Origin of the sequence: Paenalicyclobacillus cellulosilyticus (assembly GCF_014647315.1) — a bacterium.
Taxonomy (GTDB): domain Bacteria; phylum Bacillota; class Bacilli; order Alicyclobacillales; family Alicyclobacillaceae; genus Alicyclobacillus_J; species Alicyclobacillus_J cellulosilyticus.
Genome location: NZ_BMOY01000003.1, coordinates 95,848 through 117,368 on the forward strand (window position 1 = coordinate 95,848; position 21,521 = coordinate 117,368).

18 protein-coding genes are annotated in these 21,521 nt (G+C 65.9%); 15 read left to right on the forward strand and 3 right to left on the reverse strand.

The genetic code is table 11. The features are described from left to right. Positions 1-46 precede the first annotated feature (46 nt). Genes pyrR through pyrE form a run of 7 tightly spaced genes read left to right on the forward strand, consistent with a single transcriptional unit; the run spans position 47 to position 8,664 of the window. The gene (pyrR, locus tag IEX97_RS01900; RefSeq protein WP_268238303.1) at positions 47-604 is read left to right on the forward strand and encodes a bifunctional pyr operon transcriptional regulator/uracil phosphoribosyltransferase PyrR; all 558 of its coding nucleotides are present in this window, start codon (positions 47-49) and stop codon (positions 602-604) included. Between the two features lies 1 nt (position 605). Then, a complete protein-coding gene (pyrB, locus tag IEX97_RS01905; protein WP_188880811.1) occupies positions 606-1,526 on the forward strand; it encodes an aspartate carbamoyltransferase in 921 nt (306 codons plus the stop codon). Continuing rightward, positions 1,523-2,815, forward strand: coding sequence for a dihydroorotase (locus IEX97_RS01910; RefSeq protein ID WP_188880812.1), 1,293 nt, complete (start codon positions 1,523-1,525; stop codon positions 2,813-2,815). Before pyrB ends, IEX97_RS01910 begins: the two co-directional genes overlap by 4 nt. After that, positions 2,808-3,932: a carbamoyl phosphate synthase small subunit gene (locus IEX97_RS01915; protein ID WP_188880814.1), complete on the forward strand. Its 1,125-nt coding sequence runs from the start codon at positions 2,808-2,810 to the stop codon at positions 3,930-3,932. The genes IEX97_RS01910 and IEX97_RS01915 overlap by 8 nt, the downstream gene beginning before the upstream one ends. Beyond that, on the forward strand, positions 3,916-7,173 hold the full coding sequence (gene carB, locus IEX97_RS01920) for a carbamoyl-phosphate synthase large subunit (RefSeq protein WP_188880816.1): 3,258 nt from the start codon (positions 3,916-3,918) through the stop codon (positions 7,171-7,173). The genes IEX97_RS01915 and carB overlap by 17 nt, the downstream gene beginning before the upstream one ends. After that, positions 7,173-7,976, forward strand: coding sequence for an orotidine-5'-phosphate decarboxylase (gene pyrF / locus IEX97_RS01925; protein WP_188880817.1), 804 nt, complete (start codon positions 7,173-7,175; stop codon positions 7,974-7,976). Before carB ends, pyrF begins: the two co-directional genes overlap by 1 nt. A gap of 7 nt (positions 7,977-7,983) precedes the next feature. Next, positions 7,984-8,664 carry an orotate phosphoribosyltransferase gene (gene pyrE / locus IEX97_RS01930; protein WP_229776236.1) on the forward strand — a complete coding sequence of 227 codons (681 nt, stop codon included), beginning with the start codon at positions 7,984-7,986 and terminating at the stop codon, positions 8,662-8,664. Positions 8,665-8,795: 131 nt separating this feature from the next. Here the strand turns inward: pyrE and IEX97_RS01935 are convergent, their stop codons facing one another. Both IEX97_RS01935 and IEX97_RS01940 read right to left on the reverse strand, forming a co-directional pair. Then, on the reverse strand, positions 8,796-9,419 hold the full coding sequence (locus tag IEX97_RS01935) for a Rieske (2Fe-2S) protein (protein ID WP_188880818.1): 624 nt from the start codon (positions 9,417-9,419) through the stop codon (positions 8,796-8,798). 183 nt (positions 9,420-9,602) lie between these two features. Continuing rightward, positions 9,603-10,850 carry a Glu/Leu/Phe/Val family dehydrogenase gene (locus IEX97_RS01940; RefSeq protein WP_188880843.1) on the reverse strand — a complete coding sequence of 416 codons (1,248 nt, stop codon included), beginning with the start codon at positions 10,848-10,850 and terminating at the stop codon, positions 9,603-9,605. Between the two features lie 175 nt (positions 10,851-11,025). Between IEX97_RS01940 and IEX97_RS01945 the strand changes: the two genes are divergently transcribed. Further along, positions 11,026-12,480 carry a DUF2254 family protein gene (locus IEX97_RS01945; RefSeq protein WP_188880819.1) on the forward strand — a complete coding sequence of 485 codons (1,455 nt, stop codon included), beginning with the start codon at positions 11,026-11,028 and terminating at the stop codon, positions 12,478-12,480. A 9-nt stretch (positions 12,481-12,489) separates the two neighbouring features. Here IEX97_RS01945 and IEX97_RS01950 read toward each other — a convergent pair whose 3' ends face one another. Next, positions 12,490-14,346, reverse strand: coding sequence for an Rqc2 family fibronectin-binding protein (locus IEX97_RS01950; RefSeq protein ID WP_188880820.1), 1,857 nt, complete (start codon positions 14,344-14,346; stop codon positions 12,490-12,492). A 185-nt stretch (positions 14,347-14,531) separates the two neighbouring features. Between IEX97_RS01950 and IEX97_RS01955 the strand changes: the two genes are divergently transcribed. The 7 genes from IEX97_RS01955 to IEX97_RS01985 form a co-directional block, all read left to right on the forward strand. After that, a complete protein-coding gene (locus IEX97_RS01955; RefSeq protein WP_188880821.1) occupies positions 14,532-17,261 on the forward strand; it encodes a calcium-translocating P-type ATPase, SERCA-type in 2,730 nt (909 codons plus the stop codon). A gap of 143 nt (positions 17,262-17,404) precedes the next feature. Next, positions 17,405-18,283, forward strand: coding sequence for a YicC/YloC family endoribonuclease (locus IEX97_RS01960; protein WP_188880822.1), 879 nt, complete (start codon positions 17,405-17,407; stop codon positions 18,281-18,283). Between the two features lie 77 nt (positions 18,284-18,360). Then, positions 18,361-18,630: an extracellular matrix/biofilm regulator RemA gene (gene remA / locus IEX97_RS01965; protein ID WP_188880823.1), complete on the forward strand. Its 270-nt coding sequence runs from the start codon at positions 18,361-18,363 to the stop codon at positions 18,628-18,630. 7 nt (positions 18,631-18,637) lie between these two features. Beyond that, on the forward strand, positions 18,638-19,240 hold the full coding sequence (gene gmk, locus IEX97_RS01970; RefSeq protein ID WP_188880825.1) for a guanylate kinase: 603 nt from the start codon (positions 18,638-18,640) through the stop codon (positions 19,238-19,240). Between the two features lie 31 nt (positions 19,241-19,271). Next, on the forward strand, positions 19,272-19,478 hold the full coding sequence (gene rpoZ / locus IEX97_RS01975; protein WP_188880845.1) for a DNA-directed RNA polymerase subunit omega: 207 nt from the start codon (positions 19,272-19,274) through the stop codon (positions 19,476-19,478). A 129-nt stretch (positions 19,479-19,607) separates the two neighbouring features. Next, positions 19,608-20,807 (forward strand): bifunctional phosphopantothenoylcysteine decarboxylase/phosphopantothenate--cysteine ligase CoaBC, encoded by a 1,200-nt coding sequence (gene coaBC, locus IEX97_RS01980; protein ID WP_188880826.1) that lies wholly within the window; start codon positions 19,608-19,610, stop codon positions 20,805-20,807. Positions 20,808-20,821: 14 nt separating this feature from the next. After that, positions 20,822-21,521: primosomal protein N' family DNA-binding protein (locus tag IEX97_RS01985; RefSeq protein ID WP_479684754.1), on the forward strand; the 700-nt coding region annotated here is incomplete at its 3' end.

A 21,521-nucleotide genomic window follows, 5' to 3' on the forward strand; every position in this document is an offset into this window, starting at 1 on the left:
AGGTGCCACCTTGACCGCGTGCCACCCATGACGAGGGGGGATTCGGGTGTCGGAGCGGAGGCGGTACGCACAGGCGCAGATCATGGACGCGGAAGGCATGCGCCGGTCCATCACCCGCATGGCACACGAGGTCCTCGAGCGCAACAAGGGCTTGACGGGCGTGGTGTTGGTGGGAATCAAGACGCGCGGGGCCGTGCTTGCAGCGCGGATGGCGGAGCGGTTGCAGCAGATTGAAGGCGAGCGGCCGCCGGTGTTCAGCCTGGATGCGAGGCCCTACCGGGATGACCTGGATGTCGCGCGGGTGGAACGCTTGCCTGTGCCCGGATTGGATGTGCGGGAGCGGACGGTGGTCCTCGTCGACGACGTCCTCTTCACGGGACGCACGGTCCGCGCCGCCCTCGACGCGGTGATGGCAAGCGGGCGGGCGCGCATGGTGCAACTGGCGGTGCTCATCGACAGGGGCCACCGGGAGCTGCCCATCCGGCCGGATTTTGTGGGCAAAAACGTGCCGACGTCCCGCGACGAGTCCATCGCGGTGTGCTTCGTGGAGACCGACGCGGAAGACGGCGTGTGGATCTTGCGCCGCCGGCAAAGGGGGATGTGACGTGCACCACGTGCTGTCGACCGACGATTTCACGCGCGAAGAGGTTCTCTACCTCATCGAGCGGGCGGAGCACCTGCGCCGCCTGTCACGCCCTGAACTGGCCGTGCGTCTGCGCGGGGCCGTGGTGGCCACTTTGTTTTACGAGCCGAGCACGCGCACCCGGCTCTCGTTCGAAGCGGCGGTGGCCAAGCTCGGCGGCCGGGTGCTGGCAGCGGAAAACGCCCGGGAAAACACCTCGGCGAAGAAAGGGGAGCGGCTCGAGGACACGTTCCGCGTCGTCGGGTGCTATGCCGACGCCATCGTCATCCGTCACCACGACGAGCAGGAGATGGTGCGGGCGGCTGGCAAAAGCCCGGTGCCCATCGTCAACGCCGGGGCGGGGGCGGGGGAGCACCCGACGCAGGCGTTGCTCGACGTCTACACCCTCTGGCGGGAACTGGGCCGCATCGACGGGTTGCGGGTCTGCATCATGGGCGACCTGAAGTACGGGCGCACCGTGCACTCCCTGCTCAAGATGTTGACGTATTTCCGCGACATCGACGTGACGTTGGTCCACCCCGATTCGCTCGCCCTGCCCGCAGACCTGGAGGCATGGCTGCGCGAGCGCGGCCTGAAGATGGCGCGCGAACGGGACATGGCTGCCGCGCTGCGCCGGTCTGACGCCATCTACCAGACGCGGATTCAGACGGAACGCGTCCGGTCGCTGGATGAGGTCCAAGAGGCGTCGGCATACGTCATCCGGCCGGAGCACCTGTCGCTCCTGCAGCCGGGGGCGCGCATCCTGCACCCTCTGCCACGGGTGAACGAAATCGATATGGAAGTGGATGAGGACGAACGCGCAGCGTACTTCCGCCAGGCGGAGAACGGACTATACATCCGCATGGCGCTGTTGGAGGAGCTGCTCAAGGAGGTGGTCCGGTGAGGCTGCGGATTGACGGAGGCCGGCTGCTCGATTTGGTGGACGAGAATTTGGCGGAGGCGAGCGTGCTCGTGGATGATGCATCGGGTGAGGTCCTGGCGGTCGGACGAGACCTGCCGGAAGCAGACCGGGTCATCCGGCTCGCGGGCGAGGTGCTCTTGCCCGGGCTCATCGACGTCCACGTCCACCTGCGCGAACCGGGATTTGAAGCAAAGGAGACCATCGCCTCCGGGGCAGCGGCGGCGGCGGCCGGCGGTTTTACGCAGATTGCCTGTATGCCGAACACCAAGCCGCCCATCGATGACCCGGAGCGGGTGCGCTACGTGTTGCGCCAGGCAAAGGCCGCCGGGGCGGCGCGCGTGTGGCCCATCGCCTGCATCACGAAGGGACAGGCCGGCAAAGAACTCACCGATGCGGCGGCGCTCAAGGCGGCGGGTGCGGTGGCGCTCTCGGACGACGGCAAAGGCGTGCAGGACGGCGGGCTGATGCGGCGGGCCCTCGCGCAGGCCGCGGCGGCGGGGTTGCCGGTCGCCGTCCACGCGGAGGATGAGACCATCGCGGGTGGCGGCGTGCTCCATGCCGGCGCGGCGCGGCGGCTCGGATTGCCCGAGATCCCGCCCGAGGCGGAGGCGGCGATGATCGCCCGCGACATCCTGCTTGCGGAGCAGACGGGTGCCCATCTGCACGTCTGCCATGTGAGCACGGCCCAGTCGGTCGACCTCATTCGCTGGGCGAAGCAGCGCGGCGTGCGCATCACGGCGGAAGTGGCGCCGCACCACCTGCTGTTGGCGGACGACGCCATCACCGCGGACGATGCGGTGTACAAGGTGAATCCGCCGCTGCGCAGTGAGCGCGATCGCCAGGCATGCGTGGCGGGATTCCTCGACGGCACGCTCGATATGATCGCGACCGATCACGCCCCGCACACGGCAGAGGAGAAGCAAAAGCCCATCGCCGAGGCGCCGTTTGGCATGGTGGGCATCGAGATCGCCTTCCCGCTGCTGTATACCCACTTCGTGGCCGCAGGGCGCTTGCGCCTGGCCGAGTTGGTGCGGCGGATGTCCACGCGCCCGGCGCAGGCGTTCGGCTTGGCGGGGGGCGTCATCCGGCCGGGCGGACCGGCCGACCTGGTGGCGGTGCGCCTCGGCGAGGAGCGGGTCATCCGCCCGGAGGCGTTTCGATCCAAGGGCCGCAACACGCCGTTTGCGGGTTGGCCCGTTTGCGGCTGGCCGGTCCTCACGGTCGCCCAAGGCCGCGTGATCTTCGACGAAAGGGGCGAGCCGCATGTTTGACAGCCATTCACGACGTCCCGTGGCCCGGCTGGTGTTGGAGAACGGGGATGTGTATACCGGCGTCGGCTTTGGCGCCACCGGCGAGTCGTTCGGTGAAGTCGTGTTCAACACCGGCATGACCGGATACCAGGAGATCTTGACCGATCCGTCCTATTGCGGTCAGATTGTCACGATGACGTACCCGCTCATCGGCAACTACGGCGTCAACGTGGATGACGTCGAATCGCGCCGGCCTTACGTGAAAGGCTTTGTCGTGCGCGAGTTTTCGCCGGAACCGAGCCATTTCAAGGCGACGGGGAACATCGAGGCGTACCTGAAGCAGCATGGCATCATCGGGATCGCCGGGGTGGACACCCGAAAGCTCACCAAGACCATCCGCAGCCGCGGCACGATGAAGGGCATCCTCACCACGCTCGACACGCCGCTTTCCGCCTTGATGGAAAAGCTTGCGGCGCCGTTGCCGACCGACCAGATTGACCAGGTGACGCCGCCTGCGATCTACCGCTGCCCGGGCGAGGGCCGGCGCGTGGTGGCGATGGACTTCGGCATGAAGGCGGGCGTCCTGCGCTCGCTCTTGGCCCGCCGGTGTGACGTGATTGTCGTCCCGGCCCGGACAAAGGCGGAGGAAATCCTGCGCTGGCAGCCGCACGGGGTGATGCTCAGCAACGGTCCGGGCGATCCGATGGACGCCTGGTACGCGGTGGAGACGGTACGGGAACTCATCGGGCGCGTGCCTATCTTCGGCATCTGCCTCGGCCTGCAGCTCATCGCGCTGGCCTGTGGGGCGCGCACGGAGAAGATGCGGTTCGGCCATCGCGGGGTCAACCATCCGGTCAAGGACCTGCGGACGGGGAGGATTGCCATCACGTCCCAGAACCACGGCTACGTGGTGAGCCCGGATTCGCTTCGCGGCACGGACCTGGTGGTCAGCCACATCAACCAAAACGACGGCACCATCGAGGGTTTGGTCCACACCAAACATCCGGTGTTCTGCGTGCAGTACCATCCGGAGGCACGACCGGGTCCCGATGACTCGGACGACCTGTTCGACCAATTCATGGACATGATGGACCGTGTGCGGGAAGGGAGTTGGGTGCCCCATGCCGAAACGAACTGACATCAAGAAGATCATGGTCATCGGGTCGGGGCCCATCGTCATCGGCCAGGCGGCCGAGTTTGACTACGCGGGGACCCAGGCGTGCCGGGCGCTGCGCGAAGAGGGCTTCGAGGTTGTGCTCGTGAACTCCAACCCTGCGACCATCATGACGGACCCGGACATGGCGGACAAGGTGTATATCGAACCGCTGCACCCGGAATTCGTCGCCCAGATTGTGCGCAAGGAGCGCCCGGATGGCCTGGTGGCGACGCTCGGCGGACAGACGGGCCTCAACATGGCGGTTCAGCTCGACGAAATGGGCGTGCTCGCCGAGTGCGGCGTGCAATTGCTCGGCACGCCGCTCTCCGCCATCCGCAAGGCGGAAGACCGGGAGGAGTTCCGCCGTCTGATGCACGAGCTGGGCCAGCCGGTGCCGGAGAGCGAGACGGTGACCGACTACGCGCAGGCCAAGGCGTTCGCGGAGCGGATTGGCTTTCCCATCATCATTCGGCCGGCGTACACCCTGGGCGGCACGGGCGGCGGGATCGCCCACAACTGGGAGGAGTACGAGGAGATTGTCGAGCAAGGCCTGCTGATGTCGCCCATCCACCAGGTGTTGGTGGAGAAGAGCATCGCCGGTTTCAAGGAGATTGAATACGAGGTCATCCGCGACGGGGCGGACAACTGCATCATCGTCTGCAACATGGAGAACGTCGATCCGGTCGGCGTACACACCGGGGACAGCATCGTCGTGGCGCCGAGCCAGACGCTCACCGACACGGAGTACCAGATGCTGCGCAGCGCGAGCATCAAGATTGTGCGCGCGCTCGGTATCGAGGGCGGGTGCAACGTGCAGTTCGCCCTCGACCCGTACAGCGAGCAGTACTACGTGATTGAAGTCAACCCGCGCGTCAGCCGTTCGAGCGCGCTGGCGTCGAAAGCGACCGGTTACCCTATCGCCAAGGTGGCGGCGAAGATTGCGGCGGGTTACCGGTTGGACGAGATCAAAAACCCGGTGACGGGCGAGACGTACGCGTGCTTTGAGCCGGCGCTCGACTATGTGGTGACGAAGATCCCACGCTGGCCGTTCGACAAGTTCCAGAGCGCGAACCGTCGCCTCGGCACGCAGATGAAGGCGACCGGCGAAGTGATGGCCATCGGCCGCAGTTTCGAAGAGTCGCTCATGAAGGCGGTGCGTTCGCTGGAATCCGGTGTCGACTCGCTGATGTTGGGCAAAGCCCGCACCTTGGCAGACGAGGAGCTGGCGCGCCGGTTGCGCGAGCCGGACGACGAGCGGCTGTTCATCGTGGCGGAGGCGCTGCGCCGCGGCTGGAGCGTGGATCGCCTGTACGAGCTGACGCGGATTGACCGCTGGTTCCTGCGCAAGGTGCGGCGGATCGTCGACATGGAAGCGAGGCTGGCGGAGCCGGCGGTCCGCGCGATGTTCGTGCAAGGCGAGCCGGCATCCGCCTGTCCGGTGTTCGTCGAAGCGAAGCGCATGGGCTATCCGGATGCGGTCATCGCCCGCATCTGGGGTGTCGAGGAACGTGATGTGCGCGCATGGCGCCTGGCGTCCGGGGTGAGACCGGTCTACAAGATGGTCGATACGTGCGCGGGCGAGTTCGAGGCGGCGACGCCGTACTATTACAGCACGTACGACGAAGAGGACGAGGTTATGGAAAGTGATGGGAAAAAGATCGTCGTCCTCGGCTCGGGACCCATCCGCATCGGACAGGGGATTGAGTTCGACTACTGTTCGGTGCACGCGGTGTGGGCCATCCGCCGCGCCGGCTTTGAAGCCATCATCATCAACAACAACCCGGAGACCGTATCCACCGACTTCGATACCGCGAACCGGTTGTACTTCGAGCCGCTCTACCCGGAAGACGTGTTGAACGTCATCGAGCGCGAACAGCCGGAAGGGGTCATCGTCCAGTTCGGCGGCCAGACGGCCATCAACCTGGCCGAACCGCTGCACAAGGCGGGCGTGCGCATCCTGGGTACGGCGATGGAGGACATCGACCGGGCGGAAGACCGTGAGCGGTTCGACGCCCTGTTGGCCAAGCTCGACATCCGCCGTCCGGAAGGCTGCACGGTGACTTCCGTCGAAGCCGCGTTCGCGGCTGCGCACCGACTCGGCTATCCGGTCCTGGTGCGCCCGTCGTATGTGTTGGGCGGCCGGGCGATGCAGATCATCGAATCGGATGACGAACTGCAACGCTACATGGAGGAAGCGGTGACGGTCTCCCAGCGCCATCCGGTGTTGATTGACCGTTACGTGCAGGGCATCGAACTGGAGGTCGACGCCATATCCGACGGGGAGACGGTCGTCATCCCGGGCATCATGGAGCACATCGAGCGCGCGGGCGTCCACTCCGGCGATTCCATCGCGGTCTATCCCACGCAGTCGGTCTCCGACCAGGTGAAGGAGAAGCTGGTCGATTATACCACCCGCCTGGCGCGGGCCCTCCGTGTGCGCGGGCTGGTCAACATCCAATTCGTGGTCCATGGTGACGACGTGTACGTCATCGAGGTGAACCCGCGCTCGTCACGCACGGTGCCGTTCCTCTCCAAGGTCACCGGCGTGCCGATGGTGGAGCTTGGCATGCAGGCGGTGCTTGGCCGGCGCTTGGCCGATCTCGGTTATCCGAACGGCCTGGTGCCGGAGCAGCCGTTCGTGTCGGTCAAGGTGCCGGTGTTCTCGTTCGCCAAGCTGCGCCAGGTGGACATTACGCTCGGCCCGGAGATGAAGTCGACCGGTGAGGTGATGGGCAGCGAGCGAACACTCGAGAAGGCGTTGTACAAAGGCCTGCTCGCGGCCGGCATGGCCATCCCGACGCACGGCACGGTGCTCGCCACCATCGCGGATAAAGATAAGGAGGAGGCGTGGCCCATTCTGCGCGGGTTTGCGGACCTTGGCTTCCGCATCGCCGCCACGGAAGGCACGGCCCGTTTCCTGCGTGAAAAGGGGCTCGACGTGACGGTGGTGAACAAGCTGGCACAGGGGACGCCGAACCTGGCGGACGACATTCGCGAAGGGCGCATTCAACTGGTCATCAATACGCTGACGAAAGGGCAGCAGCCGGCGCGGGACGGTTTCCGTATCCGGCGCACGGCGGTGGAGCACGGGGTCCCGTGCCTTACCTCCCTCGACACGGCGCGGTCGGTGTTGGAGGTGCTCTCCACCATCCGGTTCCAGACCGCGCCGCTCGGCGGGTATCAAGATGTCCGGGTGGCGGCGGGCAAGGTGAGGGTGCGTTGATGGAAAAAGACGCGGCGCTGCTCACCCATCCGCGCTACGATTGGGCGCGGCGGCACAGTTACGTGGCGCTCGACGTACCGGACGGGCGAGCGGCTTTGGCGTGGGTCCGCCGCCTGGGTCCGGGCGTGACGGGTTATAAGGTGGGGATGGAGCTGTTTTACGCGGAAGGGCCGCGGTTCCTGACCCGCCTTGTCTCCCTGGGCAAGCGGGTATTCCTCGACCTGAAGCTGCACGACATCCCCACCACCGTCGCGCGCGCGCTCAAGGTCCTGGCTCCCCTCGGCGTGGAGATGGTCAACGTGCATGCGTCCGCCGGACGCAAGGCGCTCGCCGCGGCCTGCGAGGCGGTCGCTGTGCTGCCGGATCGCCCGCTGCTCATCGCGGTGACGGTGTTGACAAGCCTCGACGCGGCCGCATGCACGGAATTGGGCTGGTCTGCGCCGGAAGAAACGGCCGTCCGCTTGGCGCGGATGGCCGCCGAGACGGGATGCGACGGTGTGGTGGCGTCCGCGCACGATGTGCCGCGCCTCACCGGTCATATGCCCGCAGGTTTTGAGTTCGTGGTGCCCGGTATTCGTCCCCCTGGGGTTGCCCGCGATGATCAAGCGCGTGCGGCCACGCCGGGGGAGGCGGTGTCGCTCGGGGCCACGCGCCTGGTGCTCGGCCGGGCTGTGACGCGTGCGGCCGATCCGGTCGCGGCGCTGCTCGCCATATGGGATGAGATGACCGCGGCGCACACAAGCCGGACCGCGGCGCAAGAGGGCTCGTCAAGCAAGGGTTCGTTTGAGCCGGACACGGGATGAGAGGAAGATGGGGATGCGTGACGAGATGACGGGTTTTTACAGCGGGCCGCCGGAGGTGGCGGTGGCGTTGGCGCGCGGACTGCTCCAAGTCGGTGCCGTGGAGATCCGCCCGCGGGAACCGTTCACCTGGTCGTCCGGTTGGCTTGCGCCCATGTACTGCGACAATCGCATGATCCTCGCTTATCCTGTCTTGCGCAACCTGGTGGCGGACGCGTTTCTGGCCATCGTCCGCAGGGAGTACCCGGGTGTCGACGTCATCGCCGGCACCGCGACCGCCGGCATCCCGCACGCGGCCGTATTGGCCGACCGATTGGGGATTGCGGGGGCTTATGTGCGCAGCAGCGCCAAGGACCACGGCAAACAAAAGCAGGTCGAAGGCAGGGTGCGGGCGGGAGACCGGGTGGTCGTCGTGGAGGACACGGTGTCGACGGGCCAATCGGTCCTCCGCGCGGTCGCCGCGTTGCGCGGGCAAGGGGCAAACGTCTTGGCGGTGTTGGCCATTTATTCGTACGATTTCCCGCAAGCCGCGGCAGCGTTGACCGGCGCGCAGGTTCCCCTCTACCGGTTGGTTCATTACGACGCACTCATCGCCCAAGCGCGTGCCCTGGGCATGGTGGCGGAAGCAGACATGGCGGCGCTGCGGGTGTGGCGACAAGACCCTGCACATTACCGCATTCCGGAAACCTGAACACGGCGCGGACATCCTCCGCGCCGTGCGCATGGACGGCCAGAGCCGGCGGTTGCGGTCTTTTCGAGGTTGTGCTGCCTTGTTTGCTGGCTTGGCCGTTTCCGTTCCCTGCGTTGGCGTGAACCGTGCGCTCAAATCTCCGGGTTGGGATTGTAATCCCAATTCTCCTTTGTCCGTTGGAAGGACGGCCCGATGGAAATGGTGCCGTCCGGCTCGATGCGGTAGGTGTAGAGGTCGAGCGGACGGGGGGCCGGCGACGTCGGCGTCGGGACACCGTAGATGTTGTACAGGCTGTTGTGGCACGGGCACTGAAACCAGTCCTGGCCGTTGTTGTACTTGGGCGCGACCGACTTGCCGTTGACCTCCGATCCGTTGACGTGACAGCCCAAGTGGGTACAGGTGTGGGACATGATCATCAATTTTTTCTGATAAATGATGACGTAGACGTCGTTGGGTACGTCGTGCGAGTTCCAGCCGTCGTCGATGTGCTGGGTAAACCGCACGTGGGTCGGCAGCTTGTCGTTGAAGTCGGACGGCTTGAGGGTGGTTTTGAAAAACTGCTGGCCCGCGCTGCGGTGAATGGGATCGAACGCGGCGACGATGAGCGGCGCTGCGATGAGCGTGCCCATGAACGCGCCGGTACCGCCGAGGACGTACGTCAGGAACTGACGGCGCGTGAGCCGCGTTTCGTCCAGGTCTTCCGGCGTCAGACGCCAGGGCGTGTATTGGGATGGTGGATTGGAATGTGCGTCCATCTCCCGGGCTGCCCCCTTCCTTTGCGGCGACGAGATTCTGCCCTCCACCGTTTCCTATGATAGCGTGTCTCGCCCGTGTGCACCAGAGATTTGCGGTCGCAATTTGCATTTTTCTGTGCCGTCCGGCACAGCGGACGGCCTGGGTTCACACCCCTGGCCGTCGCCTGGCGTCAACCCCGGGTCCTATACCCAGCCGCGCCAACGCATCGCTTCCGCAAACGGCCGGATGCCCACCATGTACGCCGCGAGCCGGAGACCGACGTGGTACGTCTTCGCCGTGTGGAAAATGGTCTGCAGCGACTGGACCATCCATGCCTCCAGGCGGCGGTTCACTTCTTCCTCTGTCCAATACCATCCCTGCAGATTCTGCACCCACTCGAAATACGACACGGTGACACCGCCCGCGTTCGCCAAGACGTCCGGTACCACCAATACCCCGCGGCGCTCCAGGATGGTGTCGGCTTCCGGCGTGGTCGGGCCGTTGGCCGCTTCGACCAGCACGGACGCCTGGATCTGCTCCGCGTTGTCCGCGGTGATCTGGTTCTCCAGCGCAGCGGGGATCAACACGTCACAGGGTTGGAGCAAAAATTGCTCGTTCGGCATCACATCGCGGAAGTGCGGGGTGACCATACCGAACGAGTCGCGCTGTTCGAGCAGGCGCGGGATGTCGAGTCCGCGTTCGTCGTACAGGCCGCCGCCCGCGTCGCTGACACCGACCACCTTGACGCCCATATCGTGCAGGATGGAGGCGACGTTGCTGCCGACGTTGCCAAATCCTTGGATGAGGACGCGGCAATCTTTCAGTTCGCGCCCCAACTGCCGGACGGCCTCCCGGGCCGCGATGCACACGCCGAGCGCGGTGGCGCGCTCGCGCCCTTTGGACCCGCCGAGGACAACGGGCTTGCCGGTGATGAACCCTGGCGAGTCGTATTCCCGGATGCGGCTGTACTCATCGTACATCCAGGCCATGATCTGGGCGTTGGTGTAGACGTCGGGGGCCGGGATGTCCTTCGTCGGGCCGACAATCTGGCTCACGGCACGCACATAGCCGCGGGCCAACCGCTCCTGTTCGCCGAGCGACATCTTCCGCGGGTCACAGACGATGCCTCCCTTCGCGCCGCCGTAAGGCAGGTTGAAGATGCCGCACTTGAGGCTCATCCAAATGGAGAGCGCTTTGACCTCTTCCAGCGTGACGTCCGGATGAAAGCGGATGCCTCCTTTGGTGGGACCTATCGCGTCGTTGTGCTGGGCCCGGTACCCCGTGAAGACTTCCACGTGTCCGTCGTCCATTTTGACCGGGATGCGGACGGTGAGGACGCGGATGGGTTCCTTCAACAGTTCGTACACCTCGTCCGGATACCCGAGCTTGCGCAACGCCTGGTGGACGGCCTCCTGCGTATGTTCCAAAATCTTTGCACCTGCCGCAGGCATGTTTGCCCCTTGCAGCAACCGTTTGTTCACAAGCACTTGTTGATCGGAAGCGCTCAATCGTGGTCGGCCTCCTTTGCCGCGTCGTGGTTGTGTTTCATCATATACCAGTTCGGACAGGATGGAAAGTACAGGTGGGCTCGTCTTGCCCTTGGCCCAGGTCCGAGGAGGGATGGCGTTGACGTTGCGGTGGGATGGCTTTCGGCACCGCGCAGCGGCGGTCACCTCGTCGTGGCTGTTCCATCTGTTGTTTTCTGCCGTGGTGATGCTCGTCGTCTTCCTCCGGCCGCCGAGCGTGTTCTTCGGCGACACGGAGACCGCGCGCAACTACCTCAACACCATCGTCTCGTCGCTCTCGACCATCCTGGCGTTGTGCATCTCCATCATTCTCGTCGCCATCCAGCTCACCGCCAGCAACTACACCCACCGCGTGCTCGACTTTTTCGTCCGCTTGCCGTACAACGCATCGTTGTTCTCGTTCTACCTCGTCACCATCATGCACAGCTTCTTCCTGATGGCCAAGATCCGCGATCCGTACCCTGATCCGATGCCAAGCCCGCTGCGTCTGAAAATGAGCGCCGACCTGGTGTTGGTCGTCATCTGCTTCATCAGCCTGCTTATCTACATGTACGCCGTGGTCAAACTCCTCAAGCCGGAGCGGATCATCGAACTCATTCTGCGCGAGTATGCGTCGGCGTTCGCGCGCGGTGAGTGGGAGAGCGCGCTGGCGAGCATCGACCAAATCTGCGACATCGGCAAGCGCGCCGCTGCGGCCAGCGACTCTGTGACCGGAGTGCGTTGCGTCGAAGCGATGTTGCAGTTGGCGAGCCGTCTGCCTTTGCCCGACCGCCGGTCCGATCCGTTGCTCCACGTCCACCAGCACCTGGTGAACCAGTGGGTGGAGATGGTCGGCGTGGCGGTCAAGGAGCGCGAGTCAGGCGTATTGTACGCGGTGTTGGGCGCGCTGTATGCGGAGGGTCACCAATGCATCGCGGCCGGCGCATGGCCTGCCGCGGAACTTGTCATCAAGGCGTACCGCCACTTGGTGTTCAGCCACCTGCTTGCGGAAGGCCAAGGCTTTTACGTGGAACGGGTGGCTGAACAGCTCTACCGCCTGGCTGCCCAAGCGGCGCAGGCGGGCGAGCGCGGCCAGTCGTTCTGCGTACGCACCTGGGAGGTCATCCTGTCCATCGGCGAGAACACCCTGCGCGCGTTGTCTGGATTCACGCCGTCGCTGCTCGACGGCTTCCTCATGGTGGCCGACGTCCCGCACTCACTCGCTCGTATGCAGGATGACTTGGTGCGAGAGGCGCTCTGCGGGTATTTCGAGCTGTGGAAGGCGTTCATGGCCACTGCGTCGATGCGGGATGCCGCCCGCTGGGCGGTGTGGTGGGCGGATGCTGTGGCCGAGGATGCGGTGCGCCGCACGGGTCAAGCGTACGCCGTCATGTTGGCCAGGCACCTGGGGCGCTCCGACCTGGCGGAGACGGTCTGCCACATCTGGGGGATGGATCCGTGCCTGCGGACAACCGGCCCGGCGCCGCTCGCACCGGACGACCGCATCCGCTTGTTCGACGGCTGGCCGGCTGACGGGCCGCCTCCGCCGCGCCCGGCAGAGCGGCCGCACGCCTAAAGCGTGCGGCTAAGGCGTGCGGCCGTCACGGCGCGTATCGAACAAGGGTGCCAGCAATCGCCGGTCGGGCGTCACGTAGAGCGTCCGGTGGTGCTCGTACAACACATGGCCCGGCCGGGCACCATGGGGCTTCCACACGTGCTTGACGAGGGTGTAGTCGACCGGGACGTTCGCGGAATCACGCGCCTTGCTGAAATATGCGGCCAAAAGCGCGGCTTCCTCCAGTGTGCGCTGGGGCACCTCTTGGCGCCTGGTCTCGATGACCACGTGCGATCCCGGCTGATCCTTGACGTGAAGCCAGACGTCGTGGGGCTGGCTGGAGCGCAGGGTCAGGCGGTCGTTCTGGCGGTTGTTGCGTCCGACGCGGATCACGAAGCCATCCGAGCTGATGTACTGGTCCGGCTTGTCGGATTCCCGTTCGTTCCGCTGCACCCGTTGGCTGCGCCGCGTGCGCACAAACCCTTGGTCCTCCAACTCCTGGCGAATCTGGGCCACAATCGACGCGTCCGCGTCGCGCAGGTGGACCAACACCCCTTCCAGATACGCGATGTCCGCCTCCACCTGTTGGAGTTGTTCGGTCAGGGCCGGGATGGCCCGCTTGTGCCGGCTCGCTTCCTTGAAATAACGCTGGGCGTTCTCAATGGCGCCGAGCGCAGGGTCGAGCTCCACCAGCAAGGGCTGTCCTTCGTCGTAGTAGTTGGGCAATTCGACCGCGCGCATGCCCTTCTGGACCTGGGCGGCGAAGGCGGTCAACAGCTCGCCCTTGATCCGCCACGTTTCATGCTGCTGGCTGGCGGCCAGTTCCTCGCGCAGGCTGGCGGCTTTCCCGCGCAGTTTGTCGATCCGCTCCTCCACCACGCGGATGAGTTCGGAAGCCGCCTGGGCGGACGCGGCCCGGGTCGTCACCTCCGTGTACAGTTGCTCCAGTGCCTCGGATAAAGAAGCGGTCGGCATGTGGGAAGCCGTGTGCCTCAGTTGGTGTGGTGCGGCGGCCACGGGCCGGCTGAGTTCGTCGAGCCCCAGGTGCGGCCCTTCCCGGCCGTCGAGCGCCGCTTGGCACACTTCGCGCAGGGCGGCGAGCAGGTTCTCCGGCGTCGGCACGCCGGCAAGGGCGGCCGGGGGCATGGGTGGAGCGGCGGGCGGCGTCTCCGCGGCGGTCGGCGTCTCCGCGGCGGCGGGCGCAAAGACGGGCGCATCCATCCGGCTGGCGCGGAAGATGACCTCCGCGGCGGTCACGGGCCCAAGCCCGAGGACCAAACTGCACATCGCCCGCGCTTGCGCTTTGGGCGCGAGGGAGGCCAAGTTGAGCCTCGCCAGATGGGATGCCGACACCTCGTTCCACATCGTTTTTGCCTGCGCGGGCGGCGGTACATACGGCATACCCGGAAGCACGGGGCGGACACGGCTCATCTCCGGGGTGACGTGGACGATGCTGTCGATGACCTGCACCGGTCGGCCGGACGTGTCGGCGCGGCAGAGGATGAGGTTGCTGTGCTTGCCCATGATTTCCAAAATCAGCACGGTGTGTTCCACATCTCCCACGTCATCCAGGTGTTCCGCCCATACCTCGAGGACGCGGTCGAATCCTTGTTGCCGGACGGCGAGGATGCGCCCGCCCTCCAGGTGCTTGCGCAGCCGCATACAGAACATCGGCGGCTCTTCCGGATTGACGAGTCGGGTGCGGGCCAATGCGTGGGCGCGCGGGTATTGGCGATGGGCCGACAACAGAAGCCGCGCGGTGCCGTCGCGGGTGCGGACGGTGAGCACGACGTCGCGATCGGACGGTTGATGAATCCTGTCGATGCGGGCGCGCTGAAATCGCGCCTGCCACTCGCGGCAAAGCGCGGCGACGGCGAACGCGTCCATGGTTTCTCCCCCTCTCGCGCGGACGGCACGCGCCTTGGCGCTGACGAACTGAGTATACGGGCGGCGCGCGCGCGGATCAACGCACCATCCCCGTCGCATCATCTGTCCAAACAAGGCATAGACATTACGGACAAGAACGGAGGCCCGGCCGCACGTCCGGCCTCTGTAGCGGGGGAGTGGCTCCAGTGGAGAAAAACTGGCATTCGCTGGCTGCCCAAGACTGTCTCGCGTTGCTTTCGACCACGCCGGAAGGCCTGACCCCGGAGGAGGCGGAGGCGCGCCGCAGACGGTACGGCAGCAATCAATTGATGGAGGGCGAGAAGCTGTCGCTGCTCACTGTCTTCTTCAATCAGTTCCGGGACTTTATGATCCTGGTGCTCATCGCGGCGACCCTCATCTCCGGGCTGCTCCAGGAGTACACCGATGCGGTGACCATCCTCGCCATCATCCTGCTCAACGGCATCCTCGGTTTTCTGCAGGAGGTGCGGGCGGAGCGGTCGCTGGCCGCTTTGAAGGAGCTCACCGCACCGACGGCGAAGGTGCGGCGGGCCGGGCGGGTGGAAGTGGTCCCGGCGCGCGACCTGGTGCCGGGGGACATCGTCATCCTGGAAGGCGGAGACCGCATCCCTGCGGACGGCCGGCTCCTGGTGACGCACGGGTTCGACGTGGAGGAGTCGGCGCTGACCGGCGAGTCGTTGCCGGTGCACAAACAGGCGAATCTCTACGTCGATCCCGTCGCCAGTCTCGGCGACCGCCGCAACATGGTGTACATGGGGACAATGGCGACGCGCGGCAAGGCGGAGATGGTCGTCACCGAGACCGGGATGAACACCGAAATGGGCAAGATTGCCGGGTTGATGCAGCAGTCGGAGGAGATGCTCACGCCGCTGCAGCGCCGGCTCGACCAGCTCGGCAGGGTGCTTGTCTGGGTGGCGCTCGCCATCACGGTACTGGTGGTCATCACCGGGGTTCTGCACGGCCAGGACGTGTACCAGATGTTTCTGGCCGGCGTGAGCCTGGCGGTGGCGGCCATCCCGGAAGGGCTGCCCGCCATCGTGACCATCGCCCTCGCCCTCGGTGTGCAGCGCATGATCAAGCGCAACGCGATTGTCCGCAAGCTGCCTTCGGTGGAGACCCTGGGTTGCGCGACGGTCATCTGTTCGGACAAGACGGGCACCTTGACGCAAAACCGGATGACGGTGCAGCGCGTGTGGGCGGACGGCCAGTGGTACCGGGTATCCGGATCCGGATACAACCCGGTGGGGGAATTCGTCATCGACGACCACCCGATTCAACCGCTGCGGCGGCCGGTCCTGCGGCGGCTCGTCGAGATTGCGCAGGTGTGCAACAACGCGCAGCTGGTGGAGACATCCGGCGCGGACGGGGGGCCTGCCTGGGAGGTGCAGGGTGACCCGACCGAAGGCGCGCTCTTGGTCATGGCGCGCAAAGCCGGATGGCAGGAAGGGGACGGGCCGTACCGGCGGATCGACGAGATCCCGTTTGATTCGGAGCGCAAGCTGATGTCGGTGTTGGTGCAGGCGGGCGACGAAGTGTACCTGTTCACGAAAGGGGCGCCCGACGTGTTGTTGGCCCGTTCGAAGTTCATCTTGACGGACGGGCGGGAGGAGCCGATGTCGAACCACCTGCGCCGCCAGGTGGCGGCGGCCAACCAACAAATGGCTGCAGCCGCGCTGCGCAACCTCGGTTTCGCGTACCGCCGGTTCAAGAGCGTCGAAGCGGCGAAAGCGCACCGGAATCCAGAGGATGACCTGGTGTTCGTCGGGCTGGCGGGGATGATGGACCCGCCGCGGGAAGAGGTGTACGACGCCATTGCCCGCTGCCATCAAGCAGGCATCCGCACGGTGATGATCACCGGCGACCATCAGGAGACGGCGACCGCCATCGCCAGGCAACTGCACATCCTCCCTGAAGACGGGCTGGTGGTCAGCGGGCAGGAGCTCGACGACATGCGCGACGAGGAGCTTGAGGAACGGATTGACCGTGTGTACGTGTTTGCGCGGGTGTCGCCGGAGCACAAGCTGCGCATCGTCAAGGCGCTGCAGGCCCGGGGCGAGGTGGTGGCGATGACAGGTGACGGAGTGAACGACGCCCCGGCCATCAAGCAAGCGGACATCGGGATCGCGATGGGCAAAAGCGGCACCGATGTGGCGAAGGAGGCCTCCGCGCTCATCCTGGCCGACGACAACTTTGCCACCATCGTCGCGGCCGTCGAGGAGGGACGCGGCATCTACGACAACATTAAGAAGTTCATCCGCTACCTGCTCGCAAGCAACGTCGGCGAAATCCTCACGATGTTCGCGGCGATGCTCGCCGGGTTGCCGCTGCCGTTGTTGCCGATTCAAATCCTGTGGGTCAACCTGGTCACGGACGGATTGCCTGCCATCGCCCTCGGGGTCGATCCGGCGGAAGCCGACATCATGAACCGACCTCCGCGCAGGGTGGACGAAGGCATCTTCGCGCAAGGGCTCGGCGTCAAGATCCTCAGCCGCGGCGTGCTCATCGGGCTCGTCACCCTCGGGGTGTTCATCTGGTCGCTGCGCGTCCAATCCGGCAGCCTTGCGCGCGCCCAGACGTTGGCGTACATCACCTTGACCCTGGCCCAGTTCATCCTGGTGTTCGACTGCCGCAGCGTCCACGGCGGGATCTTCAAACGCAACCTGTTTGAAAACCGTTGGCTCATCTTGGCGGTCGCCTCCTCGCTCGCGCTGTTCTTGCTCACCATCTACGTGCCGCCCATCGCCAAGGTGTTCGGCACGGTGCGACCCACAAGCGTCGAATGGCTGGTGGCGCTCGGCGCGGCAGCCCTGCCGACCTTCACGCTCTCTGCCCGCCGCGCCGGCCGCAAGGCCCTGCGCCCGAAGCTCGGCGCGCGTGCACTCACTTGGTCGCGCTGAGCACTCCCTGTCCTTTCACCGCGGACGCGGGCGGATGCCTGCGTCCGCAAGCGAAAACAAGCCCGTTTTGAACGTGCGGAGAAGATAACTTGTCTCAACCGGTTGTCTGGAGTAGAATAGTGTCACGTTCAAGGGGGCATTCGATGGCTTGCTGCAGCATGACCGGGTATGGACAAGCCGTGGCGGAAGGCGCCGGGATGCGGGTGAGCGCCGAGGTCCGCACGGTGAATCACCGTTTTCTCGAGGTCGCCGTCCGCCTGCCGAGGGAGTGGATTTCCTTAGAAGAGGATGTCCGCAAGCTGGTACAGGCGAGGATGGCGCGCGGTCGCGTGGATGTGTACATCGCTGTGGAGCCGGCGGACGCCGAAGGGCGCGCCCGGGTGGATTGGGACTTGCTCGCTTCGCTCTGCCGGTTGGAAGCAAAGGCCGTTTCGCGTTTGGCTTCGAGCGGGATGGCGCCGGAAGGCGTGCGGGCATGGCTGCAATACCCCGGCGTCTTGCAGGTCGCGGCGCGGACGGTGCCGCCGGACGAAGTGCGCGGCGCCCTGTTGCACGCGGTCGCCGCTGCGGCCGACAAGGCGGTGCAGGCGCGGGCCCGCGAAGGGGAGCGTCTGTGCGCGGACCTGCGCGCGAAAGCGGCTGCCCTCGCCGAGACGGTCCAAGCGCTGCGTGCCGCCGCGGACGGCGTCCCCGAGCGGCTGCGTCAACGTTTGCGCGAGCGCTTGGCTGCGGCCGGTTTGGACGTCGACGAGGCGAGGTTGTGGCAGGAGGTCGTGCTGTACGCCGACCGGGGAGCCATCGACGAAGAGGTCGTCCGCCTGCAGAGCCATTTGGCCGAGTTGGCGGCGGCGCTGGCTGGTGACGGGCCGGTCGGGCGCCGCCTGGATTTCATCGTGCAGGAGATGCAACGGGAACTCAACACCATCGGCGCCAAGTCGACAGACGCAGCCATCAGCCGGTTGGTGGTCGACGGAAAGGTCATCGTCGAGCAGATGCGGGAGCAGGCGCAGAACCTCGAGTGAACAGCCCGCTTTTCGGTCGGCTCGCTGCGCAACGGCTGTGCGCCAATCCGCCAGCCACGTGTGGGGGGAAGCAGGAAATGTCCATCAAGCTCATCAACATCGGGTTCGGGAACATCGTGTCCGCGAACCGCATCATTTCCATCGTGAGTCCCGAGTCAGCGCCCATCAAACGGATCATCCAAGAGTCGCGCGAGCGCGGGATGTGCATTGACGCCACCTACGGCCGGCGGACCCGGGCGGTCATCATCATGGACAGCGATCACGTCATCCTCTCGGCGGTCCAGCCTGAGACGGTGGCGCATCGCTTGACCGCCAAAGACCAAGCGTTGGTCGACGACGAGGAATGACGCCCGCATGGCGACCCGGCCTGGTATCCTGTTCGTGTTGAGCGGTCCGTCCGGCGCAGGCAAGGGCACGGTGTGCAAGGCGTTGATGGAGCGCGGACTGGGGCTCAACCTGTCGATCTCGGTGACGACCCGCCCGCCCCGTCCGGGAGAGAAGGAAGGCGTCAACTACTTCTTCCGGAGCAAAGAGGCGTTTGAAGAGATGATCCGCTCGTCTAAACTGTTGGAGTGGGCGAAGGTCTTCGATAACTATTACGGGACGCCGCGGGATTTCGTGGAAGAGAAGCTCGCTGCGGGCGAGGACGTGTTGCTCGAGATCGACATCCAGGGGGCGATGCAGGTCAAGCAGAGGTTCCCGGACGGGGTGTTCATCTTCCTCATCCCGCCGAGCGCCACGGAGCTTCAAGCCCGCATCCTGGGCCGCGGGACGGAGACGGAAGCGTCGTACCGGGCCCGGTTTGGCGCCGCCCGCCAAGAGCTGGCGATGATGCGCGAATACGATTATGTGGTGGTCAACGACGTCGTCGAGCGGGCGTGCGACCGCATCGCCGCCATCGTGGCGGCGGAGCACTGCAGCGTGTCGCGCAACATGCACCTGCTCGACGAGTGGTGAGGCCGACCGGATGCGAGGGAGGAAGGCGACGATGCTGGAGCCGTCCATCGACAGCCTGATGGAAAAAGTGGACAGCAAGTACACGTTGGTGGTGCTGGCGGCCAAGCGCGCCCGCCAATTGCAAGAGCGGACAGCCCATCAGCCCGGTTCATCGACGACGCGCAACGTGAGCCGGGCGCTGTGGGAGATAGAAGAAGGCAAGATCAAATACGTCCGCACGCGTGAAGGCATCAAGTGACACGCACGGCAGGCCGGAGCAGGACAACCGCGGGTTGTTCTGCTTTCGCCTTTCTATTGCAGGCGCATGGGATGTACGGCGAGGAAGCGGCCCGCCGACGGGCGGGCCGGCGGCAGGGGAGGAATCAACATGCAAGGGTTCGTCGTGCTCGCGGTGACGGGCGGCATCGCGGCGTACAAGTCGGCGGCGTTGTGCAGCCTGCTCACGCAGCGCGGCTATGAGGTCCAGGTGTTGATGACGCAGCACGCCACACGGTTTGTCCAGCCGTTGACGTTCCAAGCCCTGTCCAAGCACCCTGTCGTCGTCGACACGTTCGCCGAACCGAACCCCGGGGAGATTGCCCACATCGCGATTGCGGACCGTGCGGACGTGTTCGTCATCGCACCCGCGACGGCCAACGTCATCGGCAAACTGGCGCACGGGATCGCGGATGACATGGTGACGACCACCGCGCTCGCGGTGACGGCGCCGGTGGTCGTCGCCCCGGCGATGAACGTCCATATGTTGGCGCACCCGGCGGTGCAGGAGAACCTGCGCATTCTCCGCCAGCGCGGGGTGATCCTCGTCGATCCCGGCAGCGGCCCGTTGGCGTGCGGCTACACCGGCCGCGGCCGGCTGGCCGAACCGGAGGACATCGCCGACGTCGTCGGAGCGGTCCTGGCACGCCGTCACGACTTCGCGGGGTGCCGCGTGCTCGTGACCGCCGGGCCGACCGTGGAGGACATCGACCCGGTCCGGTTTTTGAGCAACGGATCGAGCGGCAAGATGGGATACGCCATCGCCCAAGCGGCGGCCGGCCGCGGCGCCGAGGTGGTGCTCGTCTCCGGACCGGTCGCCCTCGAGCCGCCGGCCGGCGTCGAGGTGGTGCGCGTCCGGTCCACGGAGGAGATGTTGCGGGCGGTGGAGGCGGCGTTCCCCCAGGCCGACATCTTCATCAGCGCCGCTGCGCCGGCGGACTTCCGCCCGGCGGTTCGGCTCGATCGCAAATGGAAAAAACAGGACGGCGTCCCCGAGTTGCGCTTGGAACCGACGCCGGACATCCTGGCGGCGATGGGGGACAAGCGGCGGCCGGATCAGGTGTTGGTCGGATTCGCAGCCGAAACGGGTGATCCCGTGGCATCCGCGCGGGAAAAGCTCCGCCGCAAACACCTGGACCTGGTCGTGGCGAACGACATCACCGCCGAGGGGGCCGGGTTCGGCGCCGACACCAACGTCGTCACCCTGGTCGATGCGGAGGGCGAAACGCCGCTGCCGTGCATGGACAAGCGGGACGTGGCGGACCGCATTCTCGACAAGGTGGCGGAGTTGCGCCGGACCAAGCTGTCGTGACGGAGGCCATGGCGGTGTGGGTCGCTGATGTGATGGTCGACATCCGCGCCCGCGACGTGGACCGGGCGTTCACATACCAGATCCCTGAACCGCTGGTCGGGCGCGTGCTTCCGGGCCATCGGGTGTTTGTCCCGTTTGCCGGGCGGTACTGCCAAGGTTTTGTCCTCGGTGTGCGCGAGGCCGAAACGGCGGCCGGCGCCCGCCTCAAACCGCTTGCGGCCGTGCTCGACGAAGCCCCGTTGCTCGACGAGGAGTTGCTGGCGCTGACCGCCTGGATGTGCGAGCGGTACGTGTGCACGCGGGCCGCGGCCATCCACGCGGTGGTACCCGCCGCCTTCCGGGTCGATCCGGTGCGACGGTACGTGGCCGCGGCCGCGCCGGCAGATCCCGGCGCACCTTTGGCGGACGGCGGTACGGACGCGCTCGCCTGGCGCATTTGGCAGGCGTTGGCGGCCTCTCCGCGTTCGTTCCAGCAGATCATAGCCCAGTTCGGGCCGGAGGCGGCCATCGCCCTCGAACGCCTCGTCTACCACGGCTGGGTGAAGGAGGAGGTCCACGCGCGCGATCGCGTCCAGGACAAGCTGGTCGCCTGGCTCGTGGCGGCGGCCGAACGGCCCTCGCTCAAGCAGGCTGCCGCGGCTCGCCAACCGCGCGCGCCGCGGCAGGCAGCCTTGCTCGCGGCGCTGGCGGCGTCAGGCCGCGTGCCGCTCCCGG

Coding starts and splice junctions, on each gene's coding strand:
- IEX97_RS01915 (WP_188880814.1), top strand. CDS start 2,808: ATGTTTGACAGCCATTCACGACGTCCCGTGGCCCGGCTGGTGTTGGAG.
- carB (WP_188880816.1), top strand. CDS start 3,916: ATGCCGAAACGAACTGACATCAAGAAGATCATGGTCATCGGGTCGGGG.
- pyrF (WP_188880817.1), top strand. CDS start 7,173: ATGGAAAAAGACGCGGCGCTGCTCACCCATCCGCGCTACGATTGGGCG.
- pyrE (WP_229776236.1), top strand. CDS start 7,984: ATGGGGATGCGTGACGAGATGACGGGTTTTTACAGCGGGCCGCCGGAG.
- IEX97_RS01935 (WP_188880818.1), bottom strand. CDS start 9,419: ATGGACGCACATTCCAATCCACCATCCCAATACACGCCCTGGCGTCTG.
- IEX97_RS01940 (WP_188880843.1), bottom strand. CDS start 10,850: ATGCCTGCGGCAGGTGCAAAGATTTTGGAACATACGCAGGAGGCCGTC.
- IEX97_RS01950 (WP_188880820.1), bottom strand. CDS start 14,346: ATGGACGCGTTCGCCGTCGCCGCGCTTTGCCGCGAGTGGCAGGCGCGA.
- IEX97_RS01960 (WP_188880822.1), top strand. CDS start 17,405: ATGGCTTGCTGCAGCATGACCGGGTATGGACAAGCCGTGGCGGAAGGC.
- remA (WP_188880823.1), top strand. CDS start 18,361: ATGTCCATCAAGCTCATCAACATCGGGTTCGGGAACATCGTGTCCGCG.
- gmk (WP_188880825.1), top strand. CDS start 18,638: ATGGCGACCCGGCCTGGTATCCTGTTCGTGTTGAGCGGTCCGTCCGGC.
- rpoZ (WP_188880845.1), top strand. CDS start 19,272: ATGCTGGAGCCGTCCATCGACAGCCTGATGGAAAAAGTGGACAGCAAG.
- coaBC (WP_188880826.1), top strand. CDS start 19,608: ATGCAAGGGTTCGTCGTGCTCGCGGTGACGGGCGGCATCGCGGCGTAC.